Raw genomic sequence first — 16,215 nt, 5'->3', positions numbered from 1 at the left:
GCTTCCGGCCGCGAGGACCCGTCCGACGAGGGGCGGGGTCGCGCGAGAGAGAACGCAGGAACGTGGTGCGGACCGGGGACGCGGACGCACGGCCCGCGGCGCCGGAAGCGACACCGTCGATGGAGTCTACCGGGGCGACGGCGTCCGTGCGTGCGCATGGCCACGGGAGCGCTTCGCGCGGCGGCTTCGTTACGGTCGAGACCGTGAGTCTCGCTTCGACCTTCGCGCCCGTCCTGGCCGCGGCCGCCGAGAACCTGACCGACGAGGAGAAGGCCCGCATCGCGCGCAGCGCGGCCAACCGCCTCGACCGGGTGTGCGGCGACGAGGGCACCTGGCAGTCCAGCGCCTGCCGCAGCATCTACGACGGCACGGTCGGCTCCACGCAGGACACGTGGAACCGCTACGCGGCCGAGGCGGTCCACTGGCTCCTCACCGGCGGCCTGTCGATCCTGCTGATCTTCGTCGTCGCCTGGATCGTCAACCGCCTGCTGCGGCGCCTCGTCGTCAAGCTCGGCCGGCGCGTCGGCACGAGCCGGATCTCGCGGGGCCTGTCGGCGGTCCGGCGGATCACCCCGGCCGCGCTGCTCGAGACGCAGGAGATCAGCGTCCGCGGGACCCAGCGCCGCGAGGCGGTGCTGGGGATCATGAAGAGCCTGGTCTCCGTCTTCGTCTACACGACGGCGGTGTTCATGGCCCTCGGCCAGATCGGCGTCGACGTCGGTCCGCTGCTCGCCGGCGCCGGCGTGCTCGGCGTCGCGCTCGGCTTCGGCGCGCAGACCCTCGTCGCGGACTTCCTCTCCGGCATCTTCATCCTCGTCGAGGACCAGTACGGCGTCGGCGACGAGATCACGTTCCGGCCGAAGTCCGCGGCGGGCGAGCCGGTGCTCGGCACGGTGGAGGCGCTCAGCCTGCGCAACACCCGCCTGCGCGCGCTCGACGGCACGGTCTGGCACGTACCCAATGGCGAGATGCGCGCCGTCGGCAACCAGAGCCAGCACTGGTCCCGGGCGGTGCTCGACGTGCCGATCACGCACGACACGGACGTGGCGAAGGCCAAGGCCGTGATCGCGCGGGTGGCCGAGAAGATCCGCGAGCACGACCCCAGCGTGCTCGAGCCGCCGGAGGTGTGGGGCGTGCAGGCCCTGAACGCCAACGGCGTCACGATCCGGCTCGTCATCAAGACGACGCCGTCCCAGCAGTGGCGCGTGACGCGCCAGCTGCGCGAGGCGATGCTGAAGGCGTTCGCCGAGGAAGGCCTGCGGATGCCGGTCGCCGAGGCGCCCGCCGGCGAGGCGCTGCCGAGCGTCTGATCCGCGGCGCCGCGGGAGGGCCGGCCGCGTCGGCACGCGGCGCGCGCGGGCGCCGGCCGGACCGATCCGTCCACGCCGCCCTCGCGGGCCGCTCCAGCCCGTACGATGCGGGCAGCGTGCCGACCGAGCGCTCCGCCCCTTCCACGCCGCAGCACGATCCCGTCGTCGGGACGGTCCGCCGGTCGACGATCGGGCTCGTCCTCGTCGCGGTCCTGGCGGCCGCGGCCGTGGCCGCCGTCGCGGTCGAGCCCGTCGACGCCCAGGGCGCGGTGACCGGGCCCTGGCTGCGGGTCTTCGAGGGGCTCCTCGTCGTGGTCGGCTTCGTCGGCCTGCGCTTCACGGTCCGGGTCGCGACGGCCCGACGGGAGTGGGCGGCGTTCTCGTTCCTCGGGGCGGCCGGCGTCATGGCCGTCGGCTCGCTGGTCCTCCTGACCGACGACCCCGCCCTCGCCGGGCACTTCAAGGGCGACGTCGCGCAGAACCTGCCGCAGCTGCTGGCGGGGCCGCTCGCGGCGTGCGGGGTGCTGCTGCTCTCGCGACCGGTGCGCGGGTTCGTCGAGGGCACCCGCCTGGTCCTCGACGGCGTGCTGATCGGCTGCGGCGTGTCCGTCGTGGTCTGGTACCTGGCGCTCCAGCCGCTGAGCGAGGCGCACTACGGTCCGCAGGGCGCGCCGTCGATGGCGATCGCGTACCTGGCGCTCGACACGATCGCCATCGCGCTCGGGCTGATGGCGATGCTCCGCGTCTCCGTGCCGCTGCGGCGGAACGTGCTCGCGGCGGTCGTCGGGCTCTGCTGGCTGATGGTCGGCGACGCGCTGCGCGGGTTCGAGTTCCTGCCGCCCGGCATCCCCGAGCTCTCGGCGAGCGAGGCGTGCTGGGCGCTGGGCATCGCCTCGCTGGCGGCCGCGGTGTGGATCCCGGTCGGCGGCGCGACCGAGGAGCGTCCGCGCCACACCTGGTGGTGGTGGAGCGCGATGCCGTACTTCTTCGTCATCCCGGTCGCGGCGGTGCTCGTCAGCGCGGCCGTCCGCGGCGACCTCGAGCCCGAGGTGGTCGTCGGCGCCGCGGTCATCATCGCCCTGCTCGGCCTGCGCCACGTGCTCACGCTGAGCGAGAACGTCGCCCTGACGGACCGCCTGACCGCGACGGTGCGGGGCCTCGAGCACCGTGCCGCGCACGACGAGCTGACCGGCCTCCTCAACCGCACGGGCCTGATCCGTCGCCTCGACGGCATGCGGGCGCAGCAGGAGGAGGGCCGCCTGTGCTCCGTGGGCCTCGTCTTCATCGACGTCGACCGCTTCAAGGGCGTCAACGACACCCTCGGCCACGCCGCCGGCGACGCGGTCCTGCGGGCGGTCGCTGAACGCCTGCGCACGGTGGTGGCCGCCGACGGCGCCGACGCCGCGCGGTTCGCCGGCGACGAGTTCGTGCTGCTGCTCCCCGGCGTCGGCGAGCCGGCCGGGGTGCTCGCCCGGGCCCAGGACGCCCTGGACGCCATCGAGCGCCCGATCCCGCTCGACGACGGCGGCGAGATCGTCGTCACGGCGTCGGCCGGCGTCACGATCGCGACCCGGCTGGACGTCGGCGAGGCGATGGTGCGCGAGGCCGACATCGCGATGTTCGAGGCGAAGTCGGGCGGACGGGCGCGCATCGAGGTCTTCGAGGAGGACCTGCGGCAGCGGTCCGAGGTGCGCATGGAGGTCGAGCAGGACCTGCGGCGCGCGCTCGCGGCGCCGGACTCGCAGTTCGAGGTCCACCTGCAGCCGCTCGCGCTGCTCGACGAGGACCGCCTGTGGGGCGCCGAGGCGCTCGTCCGCTGGCGCCATCCCGAGAAGGGGATGGTGCTGCCCGGACGCTTCCTGCCGGTGGCCGAGGAGAGCGGCATGATCGTGCCGCTCGGCGACGTCATCCTGGCCGAGGCGTGTGCCGCGGCGGTGGCGATCCCCGGCCTGATCGTGTCGGTGAACCTGTCGCCGCGGCAGATCCACGACTCCAAGCTCGTGGCGACGGTCCGGCAGACGCTGGAGACCCAGGGGCTCGCGCCCGCTCGGCTGTGCCTGGAGGTCACCGAGGACATCCTCGTCGACGACCGCACGATCACCGTCCTCGAGAACATCCAGGGCCTGGGCGTGCGGGTGGCCATCGACGACTTCGGCATCGGCGCGTCGTCGCTGCGGCAGCTGCGCCGCATCCCGGGCGCGGTGGTGAAGATCGACCGCTCGTTCCTCGAGAACATCGACGGCGAGCGGGGCGGCGACGACCGCGTCATGGTCAAGGCGCTCGTCTCGATCGCCGAGCAGCTCGAGCTGGAGATCGTCGCCGAGGGCATCGAGCGGCAGAGCCAGCTCGAGATCGTGCGGGACCTGGGCGTGCCGATCGGGCAGGGCTGGTACCTGGGCGCCCCGCAGCGCGCCGCGGCGTTCGTCACCGAGCGCGGCGGACGCCCGCTCGTGCGGCGCACCCCGCGCCGCTAGCGTCGCCTCGCGCCGCCCGGGGTCGCCGCCACGGGGCGGGACGGCGTCCGCGCCCCGACGGCCGGGGGCGTCCCGACGCCGACGGGGAGCGCCGGCGCCCGAGCGCGGCCCGACGTCCGCGCCGCCCGGCCGCGCGCCCCGAACGACGACGGGCCCCGAACGGGGCCCGTGGCGGTGCCCCGCGCGGCGGCGGGGCAGGGGGGAGCGGCGTCCGCTCAGGCGTCGACGACCGGGACGTCGGCGTCGTTGGCGTCGACGCGCTCGCCGCGCTGGTAGGCCAGGTTCTCGCGGTGCTCGCCCCGGGTCTGCGCGATCGCGAACCAGATCGGGACGACCGCGAACAGCGGGATGATCACGACCCAGAGGAACAGGAGCCAGAACGTGTAGGTCGAGGCGCTGGTGGCGGCGGCGAGCAGGGTCATGACCCGTCCAGCATAGCCGCTCGCGGGGACGCGCCCCGGCCCGCCCGCGCGACGCCGACCGGCCACTCCGACCGCGCTGGTAGGCTTTGAGGCCGTGATCTTCACGACCAAGGCCGAGTACGGCGTCCGGCTGATGGTCCGGCTGGGCGAGCTGCCGGGGGACGAGCCCGTCTCCCTGAAGTCCGTGGCCGAGACGGAGCGGCTGCCGCTCGCGTACCTGGAGCGCATCGTCGCGCTCCTCCGCCGCGCCGGGCTCGTCGCCAGCACGCGCGGCGCCCACGGCGGCTACCGCCTGGCGCGTCCGGCGGACCAGATCCGCATGGACGAGGTCATCCTGGCGCTCGAGGGCGCCGTCGCCCCGATGTCCTGCTTCGTCGACGACCGCGAGGCGGACGGCGACCGCGTGCTGTGCTCCCACCTGGAGGACAGCGGCACGGGCTGCGCCACGAAGCTCCTGTGGACTCGCGTCCAGGGCGGCGTGCACCGCGCCCTGCAGCAGACGACGCTCGCCGAGCTCGTCACCTTCCAGACCCCGCCCGACCCGGTCGGGACCGGCGCCGCCGAGCGCCGCCCCGCCGCGGTCTAGACGCCGCCGCGCGTCCGCCGAGCCCTCGGCGGCCCGCCGGCGCCGTCCCCCGAACTCCCACCACGACCCCGGAACCCTCCATGGCTGACCTCGAGATCAAGAACCTGCACGCCCGAGTCGGGGAGAAGCAGATCCTCAAGGGCCTCGACCTGACCGTGAACCGCGGCGAGATCCACGCGCTCATGGGCCCGAACGGCTCCGGCAAGTCGACGCTCGCGAACGTCATCATGGGCAACCCGCAGCTCGAGGTGACCGAGGGGCAGATCTTCTGGAAGGGCGAGGACATCACCGAGCTCGACCCGGACGAGCGGGCGCGCAAGGGCCTCTTCATGGCCTTCCAGTACCCCGTCGCCATCCCGGGCGTGACGATCGTGAAGTACCTGCGCATGGTGCTCAACGCGCACCGCGAGGAGCGCGGCGAGGGCGAGATCTCGCTCAAGGACTTCCGCAAGCTCGTCGAGGGCGAGATGGCGCGCACGAACGTGCCCAAGGAGTTCGGCTCGCGCTACCTCAACGACGGCTTCTCGGGCGGCGAGAAGAAGCGCCTGGAGATGCTGCAGCTCGCGCTCCAGCGGCCCGACGTCGCGATCCTGGACGAGACCGACTCCGGCCTCGACGTCGACGCCCTCAACATCGTCTCGGAGGCCGTCAACGCCGTGAAGGCGGAGACCGGCATGGGCGCGCTCATCATCACGCACTACCAGCGCATCCTGCACCTGATCAAGCCGGACCGCGTGTCGATCCTGGTCGACGGCCGGATCGTCAAGGAGGCGGGCCCGGAGCTCGTCACCGAGATCGAGGAGCACGGCTACAAGGCCATCCGCGAGGAGGCCGCGGCCGCCGGCGCCTCGACCGCCGGCGTCTGACCCCGCCCGGCCCGGCTGGCGCGTCCGCACCCGCGGCGCGCGCCGCCGGCCGACCCGGCAGCATCCCGGGGCGTGACTGCCGGCATGCACCTGTGGGAGGCCATCCTGCTCGGGGCGATCGAGGGGCTCACCGAGTTCCTCCCCGTCTCGAGCACCGGGCACCTGACGATCACGGAGAAGCTCCTCGGCTACTCCATCGACGACCCGGACGTGACGGCCTTCACGGCCATCATCCAGATCGGGGCGGTCCTGGCGACCGTCCTGTACCTGCGCAAGGACATCGCCCGGCTCGTCGGCGCGTTCCTCCGCGGCCTGCGGTCGCCGGGGGAGCGGCGCACGGCGGACTTCCGCTTCGCCCTCGCGATCCTGGCCGGCTCGATCCCCATCGGGATCATCGGCCTGGCGTTCAAGGACCAGATCGAGACGACGCTCCGCAGCCTGTGGTTCGTCGGGTGCGCGCTCATCCTGTGGTCGGGCGTGATGTGGTTCGCCGACCGGGTCGGCACCCAGCGGCGTCCCGAGGGCGACGTCCGGCTGCGGGACACGCTCACGATCGGCCTGGCGCAGTGCCTGGCGCTGATCCCGGGCATCTCGCGGTCGGGCGCGACGATCTCCGCCGGACTCCTGCTGGGCATCGACCGCGTCGCGGCCACCCGCCTGTCGTTCTTCCTGGCGATCCCGGCGCTCGCCGGCGCGACGCTGCTCCAGGCGGTCTCCGAGTTCGACAACATCGCCAACGGCGTGGGCTGGGGGCCGACGCTCGTCGCCACCTTCGTCAGCTTCGTCGTCGGCTACGTCGCCGTCGCGTGGCTGCTGAAGTTCGTCGCGCGGCACGGCCTGGGCGTCTTCATCGGCTACCGCCTGGCGCTCGGCACCGCCGTGCTCGTGCTCGTCGGCACGGGCGCGATCTCCGCCACGTAGCGCGCCCGCCACGGCCGGCCGCCCTGGGGCCGACCGCGCGCGCTGGGAGCGCTGCGCCTGTGACCGCGCTCCCCGGGGTTCTCCGTCCGGCGGAGTAGGATTTCGGGAGATGTCCGACGTCGCCGCTCCCAGCAGTCCCGCCACGCTCGACGTCGCCGCGGTCCGCGCCCAGTTCGCGTACCTCGACCGGCCCGAGGGGATCGTCTACCTGGACAGCGGCGCCAGCGCGCAGAAGCCGCGGCCCGTGCTCGACGCGATGCACGAGTTCGGCGGCCTGCACTTCGCCAACGTCCACCGCGGCGTGCACCGGCTCGCGGTCGAGGCGGACACGGCGTACAACGCCGCCCGCGCGCGGATCGCCGCGTTCGTCGGCTCGACGCCGCGCGAGACGATCATCACGAAGAGCGTCACCGAGGCGATCAACCTGGTGGCGCACTCGTGGGCGGCCCAGAACGTGGGCGCGGGCGACGAGATCGTCATCTCGCAGATGGAGCACCACGCCAACCTCGTGCCGTGGCAGCAGCTGTGCCGACGCGTCGGCGCCACGCTGCGCTACCTCGAGGTCGACGAGCAGGGCCGCATCGACCTGGACCAGCTCGACGGCTTCCTGGCCGGCGGCCGCGTCAAGCTGGTCGCGATCGCGCACGTCTCGAACGTGCTCGGCACCCGCAACCCCGTCGAGGAGGTCGTGCGCCGGGCCCACGCGCAGGGCGCGCGCGTCCTCGTGGACGGCGCGCAGGCCGTCCCGCAGCAGCCGGTCGACGTGGGGGCGCTCGGCGCCGACTTCTACGGCTGGACGGGCCACAAGCTCTACGGCCCGACCGGCATCGGCGTGCTGCACGTGCGCGCCGAGCTGCTCGCCGACATGCCGCCGTTCCTGACGGGCGGCGACATGATCAACATCGTCGACTTCCACGAGACGTCGTTCGCCACGGGCGTCCAGCGCTTCGAGGCCGGCACGCCGCCGATCATCGAGGCCGTCGGCCTGGCCGCCGCCTGCGACTGGGTGGACGCGGTCGGCGGCATGGCCGCGATCCACGCCCACGAGGAGGCCATCACCGCCTACGCCCTGGACCGCCTGGGCGCGATGGACGGGATCCGCCTGGTGGGTCCGCGGGACGCCGCGGAGCGGGGCGCGCTGACGGCGTTCGTCGTCGACGGGGTGCACCCGCACGACGTCGCCGAGATCGTCGCCCGCCGCGAGGTCTGCGTGCGCGCCGGCCAGCACTGCGCCGAGCCGCTGCACCGCGCGATCGGCATCCCGGCGACGACGCGCGCCAGCTACGCCGCGCACACGACGCGCGAGGAGATCGACGCGCTCGCCGACGCGCTGGCCGAGGCGCAGCGCATCTTCGGCTGAGCGCGCCGTTCAGCGCGTCCAGGCGTAGCGGTGCTCGGGGCGCCCCGAGCTGCCGTAGCGCATGGACAGCTCGGCGCGGCCCTCGCCGACGAGGTGCTCCAGGTAGCGCCGCGCGGTGACGCGCGAGACGCCGCAGGCCTCGGCGATCTCGACGGCGGAGCGCTCCCCGTCGGCGGCCTGCAGCGCCCCGGCGACCAGGTCGTACGTGGGGCGCGAGAGGCCCTTCGGCAGCGCCGGCGCCGCCGAGGGAGCCCGCAGCTCGCCGAGCAGCGCGTCGACCTCGGCCTGGTCGGCCTCGCGTCGGCCCGTCACGCCGGCGCGGAACGCCGCGTACCGCTCGAGCTTGTCGCGGAACGTCGCGAACGGGAACGGCTTGACCAGGTACTGCACGACGCCCTGGCCGACCGCCCGGTGCACCGTGGCGACGTCCCGCGCGGCGGTGACCGCGATCACGTCCGTCCGGGCGCCGGCCGGCGGCCGCAGGGCGCGGCAGACGTCCAGGCCGTGGCCGTCGGGCAGGTACAGGTCCAGAAGCACCAGGTCGACCCCGCCGGCCGCGACCGCGGCCAGCGCCTCCGCGCCCCGGTGCACCACGCCGACGGGCGCGAAGCCGTCGATCCGCGCGACGTACGCGCGGTGGACGTCCGCGACGTGCGCGTCGTCGTCGACGACGAGGGTGCGGATGCTCATGCCTCCATGCTCCCCGACGCGACGCCCGTCCGGACCGGCAGCAGGACGCGCACGAGCGCGCCGCCGCCCGGCCGGTCCTCCGCGGTCGCCGTGCCCCCGAGCCGGGCGGCGGCCCCGGCGACGAGCGCCAGCCCGACGCCGCGGCCGCCCGGGCCCGCCGGCTTCGTCGAGACGCCGGGGCGGAAGAGCCGCTCGGGCGGCCCGGGCGGCAGGCCGGGGCCGTCGTCGCGCACCTCGATGACGACCTCGCCGTCCACGACGCCGAGCAGCACCTCGACGCGGCCGCCGCCGCCGGGCGCCCCGGCCGCGGCGGCGTCGATCGCGTTGTCGACGAGGTTGCCCACGACGGTCACCAGGTCGGCCGCCGGCACGCCGGTGGCGGGCAGTTCGGCGTCGTCGTCGACCACGAGCGCGACGCCGCGCTCGCGCGCCACCGCGACCTTGCCGAGCAGCAGCGCCACGAGCGCCGGCTCGTCGATCCGCGCCTCGAGCGACCCCAGCAGGTCCGAGGCGAACGACGCCTCGTCGGAGCCGAAGCGCACGGCGTCCTCGGTCCGGCCCAGCTCGACGAGGCCGACGATCGTGTGCAGCCGGTTGGCGGCCTCGTGGGCCTGGGCGCGCAGCGCGTCCGTCATGCCGCGGACGGCGTCGAGCTCGCGGCCGAGCGCGTCCAGCTCGGTGCGGTCGCGCAGCGTGGTCACCGTGCCGACCGCGGCGCCGTCCACCTCGGTGGGGGTGTGGCTGGCCACGAGCACGCGGTCGCCGACCACCACGGTCACGTCGCGGCGGGCGTTCGGCGACGCGAGCAGGCCGGCGACGGCGTCGGGCAGGCCCAGCGCGTCCACCGCCCGGCCCTCGTCCTCGGCCCGCAGGCCCAGCAGCCGCCGCGCCTCGTCGTTGACGAGCACCAGCCGGCCGTCGCGGTCGGTCACGAGCACGCCCTCGCGGATGCCGTGGAGCGTCGCGTCGTGGTGCTGGTAGAGCGCGGCGATGCGGTCGGGCTCCAGGCCGAGCGTCTGCCGCTTGATCCGGCGCGCCAGCAGCAGCGACAGGGTGCCGCCGACCACGAACGCGCCGACGGCCAGGAGCAGCAGCCCCGGCACCTGCTGCGCCGCGAGCGCCCCGATGCGGTCCAGCGTGACGCCGACCGCGACGAGCCCGACGATCCGGCCGCGCGCGTCGCGCAGCGGGGCGACGGTGCGCACGGACGGCCCGAGCGTCCCCGTGTAGCGCTCCGTGAACGTGCGACCGGCGAGCGCCGGACCGATGCGGCCCACGAACGGCCGGCCGATCCGGCGCGGGTCGGGGTGCGTCAGGCGCGTGCGGTCGGGGCGCATGATCGTGATGAACGACGTGCCCGTCGCGCGGCGCAGCCGCTCCGCCAGCGGCTGCAGGACGGCGCTCGCGTCGGGCCGGGCGAGCGCGGCCGGGACGGACGGCTCGATCGCCAGGACCCGCGCCACGGCGCGGGTCTCGTCGCGGTGCCGGTCGAACGTCGCGCGCCGCGCGGTCACGATGGCGATCGTCGCGCCCAGGGCCACGACGACGGCGACGACGACGAGCTGCAGCGCCAGCAGCCGGCCGGCGAGGCTGCGGTCGAGGGACGGCACCCGCGGCATGGCGCCATGCTGCCACGCCGCGGGCCGCCGCCGGGCGGGCGCGCTCAGGCGACGCCCGCCCCGGGGACCAGGCCGGGGGCCGCGGCCGGCCGCTCGCCGTGGCCGGCGCGCGGAGCGGGAGCGGGGACGGCCGGGGCGTCGGCGGTCTCGTCGGCCGCGATGTACGGCAGCTCGCCGTCGAGCACGCGGCGGGCGCGGGCGTCGTCGAACTGCCCCTCGGAGCGCGCGACGACGATGCTGGCGACGCTGTTGCCGACGACGTTCGTCAGCGCGCGGCACTCCGACATGAACTTGTCGATGCCGAAGATCAGCATGATGCCGGCGACCGGGACGGTCCCCAGGGACGACAGGGTCGCCGCCAGGACGATGAAGCCCGAGCCCGTCACGCCGGCGGCGCCCTTCGAGGTCAGCAGCAGGATGCCGACGAGGCCGAGCTGCGCGCCGAGCGACAGGCTGACGTCCTGCGCCTGCGCCACGAAGAGGGCGGCGAGCGTCAGGTAGATCGCCGTGCCGTCGAGGTTGAACGAGTAGCCCGTCGGGACGGTCAGGCCCACGACCTGCTTCGAGGCGCCGAGGTGCTCGAGCTTGCGCATGACGTTCGGCAGCACCGACTCGGACGAGCTCGTGCCCAGGACGATCAGCAGCTCGTCCTTCATGTAGCGCAGCAGCTTGAGGACGTTCACCCCGTTGCGCCAGCAGATCGCGCCGAGCACTACGAGCACGAAGAACAGCGACGTGCCGTAGAAGATCAGGATCAGCTTGAGGAGGTTCGTCAGCGCCTCCGTGCCGTACTCGCCCACCGTGTAGGCCATCGCGCCGAACGCGCCGACCGGCGCGGCGTACATGACGAGCTTCACGATCTTGAAGAAGACCTGCGCGAGCTTGTCCACGCCCGCCGCGATCGGCTTGCCCGTCGGGCCGAGCAGGTTCAGGGCGATGCCGAAGAGGACGGCGAAGAACAGGACCTGCAGGATCTCGCCGTCGGCGAGGGCGCCCACGACGCTGTCGGGGATCATGTGCGTGATCACCTCGTACCAGCGCTGGCTCTCGCCCTCGCCGATGTACTCCGAGACGGCGCCGCTCACCTGGATCTTGTCCGGGTCGGCGTGCAGGCCGGCGCCCGGCTTCAGGACGTTCATCACGACGAGGCCCAGGATCAGGGCGACCGTGGTGACGACCTCGAAGTAGAGGAGCGCCTTGCCGCCGATCCGGCCGACCTTGCGCAGGCCGTCGAGCGACCCGATGCCGGCGACGACGGTGCAGAAGATGATCGGGGCGATCACCATCTTGATCAGGCTCACGAAGGACGAGCCGAGCGGCTCGAGGCTCGCGGCGAAGCCCGGGGCGGCGGCCCCGAGCGCGCCGCCCAGCACGATGCCCACGATGACCCAGGTGTAGAGCCGCCGGCGCCACGGGACGCGGGGCGGTGGCGACGCGGCGGGGGCCGTGCCGGCTGCGGTGCTGCTCGTGCGCTCCATCTCGTCTGCTCTCCGTCGTGCCTGGGGACGCCGCGTCGTCGGACGCGGCGGGATCAGGCGTCGACCGTAGAAGCGTCTGTGACGACGGTCACGCTTGTGGTCGTTGTGGTCGTAGGCGGCGTTTCGGTCGCGACCGCGACCCCGCCGCGCCGTGCCGCGGGCGCCGCCGCGGCACGGCCGGACGGGCGTCTAGGGACGCACGCGGCGCAGGCCCGGAACGTCGACGGCGACGATCTCGGTGTCGTCCGCCTTGCCGGGCTGCCGTCCGTCGTCGTTCGGGAAGTTGTTGTCGTTGGCGACGAGCACGCGGTCGCCGCCGACGGGCAGCACCGACTCGACGGACACGAACGCGAAGCGGAACGGCTGGCCCAGGCCGTAGGTGCCCGGCAGCTCCTGCGTCACGCCCGGGTTGCGCAGGTCGAGCAGGTCGGCGACCTGTCGCTTGACCAGGCTGCCGTCCGGGGCCGTGCGGCGCAGGTCCACGACGTACAGGCGCTTGACCTGCGCGTCGGGCCCGTCGAGGTTGTCGCGCTCGAGGACGAGCAGGCGGTGGGCGTCGAGCGCCTGCGCGTCGGCGGGGTACGTGTCCGGGCGCTCGGTGCGGTAGGTCCACGTCTGGCCGGTGTAGCGGCCGCGGCGCGTGTCGAACGCGCTGACCAGGTGCCGGGTCTGGTCGGCGTCCGTCGTCAGCGCCTTCTCGGTGAACGGCAGCAGGATCCGGCCGCCGCGCAGCGCGGCGGTGGCCTCGAACCCGCCCGACGCGGGCAGGTTCGGCGTCTCGCCGGCGGCCAGGTCCGGGCTCTGCGGGCTCTTGACGCCGGGCAGCGGCACCGGCGGGTCGAGGACGACGCCGTCGCGGTCGACGTGCAGCAGGAAGGGACCGAACTCGTCGCCGATCCAGAACGTGTCGTCGGGGCCGCGCTGGATCGACTCGACGTCGAAGTCGGCGCCCGTCAGGCGTCGGTCCTCGCGGGTGAGCGGGAAGGGGACGCGGCGCCGCGGGTCGCGCAGCGCGATCGTGCCGCGGACGCGCAGGGCGCCGGCGCCGCCCCGGGCCGTGCGCCAGTCGGCGTCGACGCGGTGGATCGCGAGCAGGAAGTCGGCCGAGTTCGTCTTCGCGCCGTAGCCGTTGTCGGGCAGGCCGAGGATCGTGCCGTCGCGCTCGGTCAGCAGGCCGGAGAAGCCCGGGACGGGCTGGCCGGGGAACGGGGGCGTCACGCCGTTGACCGGCGTGGGCGCCAGGGCGGCGCCGGACGCGGGGCCGGGCAGGTACGTCGTCGCGGGCAGCGTCGCCCGGGCGACGAGGGTGGGCGCGGCCGCCGGCTTCGGCGGCCGGGGGCGGTGGGGGCCGCCGTGGGCGGCGGCCGCGCTGGGGGCCGCGAGCGCCGAGGCGGCCGCGAGGAGGGGGATCAGGCGGGGGATGCGCATCGCCTGGCACCGTGCCCGCCGCGGCGCCGTGCGGTGTCACCGGCCGGTGAACCCCGCGGCCGGGCCCGGCGCCGTAGCGGCGTCACGCCGGGACGACGGCGCGGCACGCCTCGGCGCCGCGCCGGCGCAGGGGCTGCAGCAGCCGGCGGCCGGCGCGCTCGGCGGCGGCGGTCGCGTCGTGGTGGCTGCGCCCCGTGACGAGCACGGCCACGGTCACGACACGGCCCCGGCACGTCAGCCGCATCGCCTGCGTGACGTGCCCGCGGCCGTTCCAGCCGCTCTTGAACACGGCGTCCCAGCCCGTCGGCGCCGCCCGGCGCACGCCCCACCGCTGCTCGGGGACGACGGTGCGCAACAGGTCCAGCGCGTAGTCGCGGTGGCGCGGGGGCAGCAGCGCCGGCAAGCGGGCGAACATCCGCGCCTCGTCCGTGGCGGTGATCTGGGACCGACCCCAGACCACGCGCACCGGGGCGAAGCGCCGCATGCCCGCCAGGCGCCCGACGCGGCGCAGCGGCTGCAGCCCGCCCAGGCGGTCCAGCAGCTCGCCGACGGGCGCGTTGGCCGACCGCCGGATCATCGGCTCGAGCAGCCGCCGCTCGCCCGGCGTCAGCGCGCGGCCCCGCACGCTGGGGCGCCGCAGGTACGCGACCATCACCGTCGGCTTGAGCAGGCTGTTGGAGTCCTCCTGCACCGCGCCCTGGTGGCTCCACGCCCGCCCCTCGACGCGCAGGGCGAAGCGGATCCGCTGCGGCTGTCGCTCCGCCCACCGCGCGGTGTCCCCGACGGCGCCCCGCCACGCGGCGCCGGCGGGCAGGCCGGCGGCGACGAGCGGGTCGGGCGCGGCGGACGCGGGGGCCGACGCGCCGGTCGCGAGCGCCCCGGCGAGCAGGAGGGGGCGGACGGGGATCGCGACGCGGCGCCGGGGCATGCCGTCACGGTACGCGGCGGCCGCGGCGCGCCCGCCGCACGGGGCGCGACGCCCCGACCGCCGGCGGGGCCGCCCTGCCGCCGGGGCGCGCGCGCCGACGTGCGACGATGGACGGAGCCATGGACGAGCTCTATCGCGAGAACATCCTCGACCACTACAAGCGCCCGCGGAACTGGGGCGTGCTCGATCCGGCCGACCTGGAGTTCGAGGACAAGAACCCCTCGTGCGGCGACCAGCTGAAGGTCATGATGCGGATCGACGACGACCGCAAGGTCACCGAGGTCCGCTTCGACGGCCACGGCTGCGCGATCTCGCAGTCGGCGGCGTCGATGGCGTCGGAGGAGCTCGTCGGGATGCGCGTCGACGATCTCGCGCGCCTCGACCAGGACTTCATCATGGACCTGCTCGGGATCGAGATCTCGGCCACGCGCACGAAGTGCGCCCTGCTGTCGCTCAAGATCATCAAGTCCGCGGCGATCGGCGCGGCGGTCGACTGGGAGGACGAGGCGGGCGACGCCGTCCCGCCGCCCGGCGGCACCGGCAGCGCCGCCGGCTTCTAGGGGCCTGGGCCGCCGGCCCGCGGCCGACCCGTCCGGGCGGCGGCGGCGCGGGGCGGCCGGCCGTCCCGCGGCCCGCCGGACCGGTCGCCTCGGCCGCCCCGTCGGCCTCAGTCCGCGGCGCCGGGCGCGGTGCGCCCCGCCGGCGCCCCGGCCGGCCCGCCGTCGCCGCGCAGGCCCACGGCCGCGAGCACCGCGGCGACGGCCAGGACGGCGGCCATGACCACGAAGGCCGCCGAGAAGCCGTCGGCGAGCGCGGCGGGCGGCGCGGCGCCCGTGGCCAGCGCGTCCGCGGTGCGGTCGGACGCCACGGTCACCATCACCGCGATGCCGATCGCGCCGCCGACCTGCTGCGCCGTCGTCAGGAGCGCCGAGGCCAGGCCGCCGCTGTGCTCGCCGGCCCCGTCGGTCGCCAGCCCCATCACGACGACGAGCGCCGCGCCGATGCCGAGGGCGGTCAGGACCAGGCCGGGCACGACGGCGCCGACGTACGAGCTGCCGGGCTCCAGGCGCGAGAGCAGCGCCAGGCCGCCGGCGGCGGCGAGCAGGCCGACGGCCACCGGCACGCGGGGCGGCAGCCGCCGCGCGGCGCGGCCGGCCACGGCGCTCGCCAGGCCCATGGACAGGCTGAACGGCACGAACGCCGCGCCCGTCGCGAACGGCCCCCAGCCCAGCACGCGCTGCAGGTACAGCGTCATGAAGAAGAACATCGCGAGCAGGCCGGCGGCGGCGACGAGGACCAGGCCGTTCGCGCGCATCGCCCGGCGGCGCCGCAGCAGGGCCGGCGGCAGCAGCGGCGACGCGGCGCGGCGTTCGCCGGCCCGGAAGGCCAGGGCCAGGAGCACCACGAGCGCGAACCCGCCCAGCGTCCGCGCCGACGCCCAGCCCGCGTGCTCCGTCTCGACGACGGTGAAGACGAGCAGCAGCAGCGCGAGGGTGCCGAGGGCGGCGCCCAGGACGTTCGGCGGCGTCGCCGCCCGGTCCCGTGCGTCGGCCGGCACCAGGCGCGGCACGAGCGCCAGCGCGACGGCCGCGACCGGCAGGTTGATCAGAAAGATCCAGCGCCAGTCGACGAGCTCGACGATCGCGCCGCCGAGCAGCACGCCCGTGGCGGCCCCCAGGCCGATCAGGCTGGCCCACGCCCCGAGCGCCCGCCCGCGGGCCGGCGCGTCGGGCGTCGCCCGCAGCAGCAGGGCCAGGGCGGCGGGGGAGAGGAGCGCCGCGGCGATCCCCTGGACGGCGCGCGCGGCCACGAGCACCTCGGCCGAGCCCGCCGCGCCGCAGGCGGCGGACGCGGCCGCGAAGGCGCCCAGGCTGAGCACGAACATGCGCCGCGGGCCGACGAGGTCGGCGACCCGGCCGCCGACGAGCAGGAAGCCGCCGAAGGTCAGCAGGTACGCGTTGACGACCCACGAGAGCGTGCGCTCGGAGAAGCCGAGCTCGGCGCCGAGGGTCGGCAGGGCCACGTTCACGATCGTGTCGTCGAGGACGAGCATGAACTGGGCGACGCACGCGAGCGCGACGACGAGGACGGCCGCGCGTGGCGGCGTCGGGGCGGGGGTGGCGGGCACGGAGG

14 protein-coding genes are annotated in these 16,215 nt (G+C 75.3%); 7 read left to right on the top strand and 7 right to left on the bottom strand.

What is annotated here, in order from left to right; genetic code table 11:
- Positions 1 to 203 precede the first annotated feature (203 nt).
- Both J3P29_RS20830 and J3P29_RS20825 read left to right on the top strand, forming a co-directional pair.
- The gene (locus tag J3P29_RS20830; protein WP_210494223.1) at positions 204 to 1,310 is read left to right on the top strand and encodes a mechanosensitive ion channel family protein; all 1,107 of its coding nucleotides are present in this window, start codon (positions 204 to 206) and stop codon (positions 1,308 to 1,310) included.
- A gap of 116 nt (positions 1,311 to 1,426) precedes the next feature.
- Entirely contained in the window at positions 1,427 to 3,784 is a 2,358-nt protein-coding gene (locus J3P29_RS20825) for a bifunctional diguanylate cyclase/phosphodiesterase (RefSeq protein WP_210494220.1), read from the top strand.
- 215 nt (positions 3,785 to 3,999) lie between these two features.
- Here the strand turns inward: J3P29_RS20825 and J3P29_RS14200 are convergent, their stop codons facing one another.
- Positions 4,000 to 4,206, bottom strand: coding sequence for a hypothetical protein (locus J3P29_RS14200; protein ID WP_210494218.1), 207 nt, complete (start codon positions 4,204 to 4,206; stop codon positions 4,000 to 4,002).
- A 94-nt stretch (positions 4,207 to 4,300) separates the two neighbouring features.
- Here J3P29_RS14200 and J3P29_RS14195 point away from each other — a divergent pair, with 94 nt between their 5' ends.
- The 4 genes from J3P29_RS14195 (at position 4,301) to J3P29_RS14180 (ending at position 7,939) form a co-directional block, all read left to right on the top strand.
- Positions 4,301 to 4,792, top strand: coding sequence for an Rrf2 family transcriptional regulator (locus J3P29_RS14195; RefSeq protein WP_210494216.1), 492 nt, complete (start codon positions 4,301 to 4,303; stop codon positions 4,790 to 4,792).
- Between the two features lie 80 nt (positions 4,793 to 4,872).
- Positions 4,873 to 5,658: a Fe-S cluster assembly ATPase SufC gene (gene sufC / locus J3P29_RS14190; protein ID WP_210494214.1), complete on the top strand. Its 786-nt coding sequence runs from the start codon at positions 4,873 to 4,875 to the stop codon at positions 5,656 to 5,658.
- Positions 5,659 to 5,742: 84 nt separating this feature from the next.
- Positions 5,743 to 6,579, top strand: coding sequence for an undecaprenyl-diphosphate phosphatase (locus J3P29_RS14185; RefSeq protein WP_210495096.1), 837 nt, complete (start codon positions 5,743 to 5,745; stop codon positions 6,577 to 6,579).
- Between the two features lie 109 nt (positions 6,580 to 6,688).
- Positions 6,689 to 7,939 carry a SufS family cysteine desulfurase gene (locus tag J3P29_RS14180; RefSeq protein ID WP_210494212.1) on the top strand — a complete coding sequence of 417 codons (1,251 nt, stop codon included), beginning with the start codon at positions 6,689 to 6,691 and terminating at the stop codon, positions 7,937 to 7,939.
- Between the two features lie 9 nt (positions 7,940 to 7,948).
- On the opposite strand, the gene J3P29_RS14175 is transcribed toward J3P29_RS14180, so the two are convergent.
- The 5 genes from J3P29_RS14175 to J3P29_RS14155 form a co-directional block, all read right to left on the bottom strand.
- Positions 7,949 to 8,629, bottom strand: a complete 681-nt coding sequence (locus tag J3P29_RS14175; protein ID WP_210494210.1) for a response regulator — start codon at positions 8,627 to 8,629, stop codon at positions 7,949 to 7,951.
- Entirely contained in the window at positions 8,626 to 10,248 is a 1,623-nt protein-coding gene (locus tag J3P29_RS14170; RefSeq protein WP_210494207.1) for a sensor histidine kinase, read from the bottom strand. The genes J3P29_RS14175 and J3P29_RS14170 overlap by 4 nt, the downstream gene beginning before the upstream one ends.
- Before the next feature lie 44 nt (positions 10,249 to 10,292).
- Positions 10,293 to 11,726, bottom strand: coding sequence for a C4-dicarboxylate transporter DctA (dctA, locus tag J3P29_RS14165; protein WP_210494205.1), 1,434 nt, complete (start codon positions 11,724 to 11,726; stop codon positions 10,293 to 10,295).
- Positions 11,727 to 11,915: 189 nt separating this feature from the next.
- A complete protein-coding gene (locus J3P29_RS14160; RefSeq protein ID WP_210494201.1) occupies positions 11,916 to 13,154 on the bottom strand; it encodes an esterase-like activity of phytase family protein in 1,239 nt (412 codons plus the stop codon).
- An 82-nt stretch (positions 13,155 to 13,236) separates the two neighbouring features.
- Complete coding sequence (locus J3P29_RS14155; protein ID WP_210494200.1) at positions 13,237 to 14,082, bottom strand: serine hydrolase; 846 nt, start codon at positions 14,080 to 14,082, stop codon at positions 13,237 to 13,239.
- A gap of 119 nt (positions 14,083 to 14,201) precedes the next feature.
- Between J3P29_RS14155 and J3P29_RS14150 the strand changes: the two genes are divergently transcribed.
- Positions 14,202 to 14,642, top strand: coding sequence for an iron-sulfur cluster assembly scaffold protein (locus J3P29_RS14150; RefSeq protein ID WP_210494197.1), 441 nt, complete (start codon positions 14,202 to 14,204; stop codon positions 14,640 to 14,642).
- Between the two features lie 107 nt (positions 14,643 to 14,749).
- On the opposite strand, the gene J3P29_RS14145 is transcribed toward J3P29_RS14150, so the two are convergent.
- The gene (locus tag J3P29_RS14145; protein WP_349239849.1) at positions 14,750 to 16,210 is read right to left on the bottom strand and encodes an MFS transporter; all 1,461 of its coding nucleotides are present in this window, start codon (positions 16,208 to 16,210) and stop codon (positions 14,750 to 14,752) included.
- Between the last annotated feature and the right edge of the window lie 5 nt (positions 16,211 to 16,215).

The organism is Patulibacter sp. SYSU D01012, assembly GCF_017916475.1.
GTDB lineage: Bacteria > Actinomycetota > Thermoleophilia > Solirubrobacterales > Solirubrobacteraceae > Patulibacter.
This window is presented reverse-complemented; position numbering and strand designations above follow the sequence as displayed.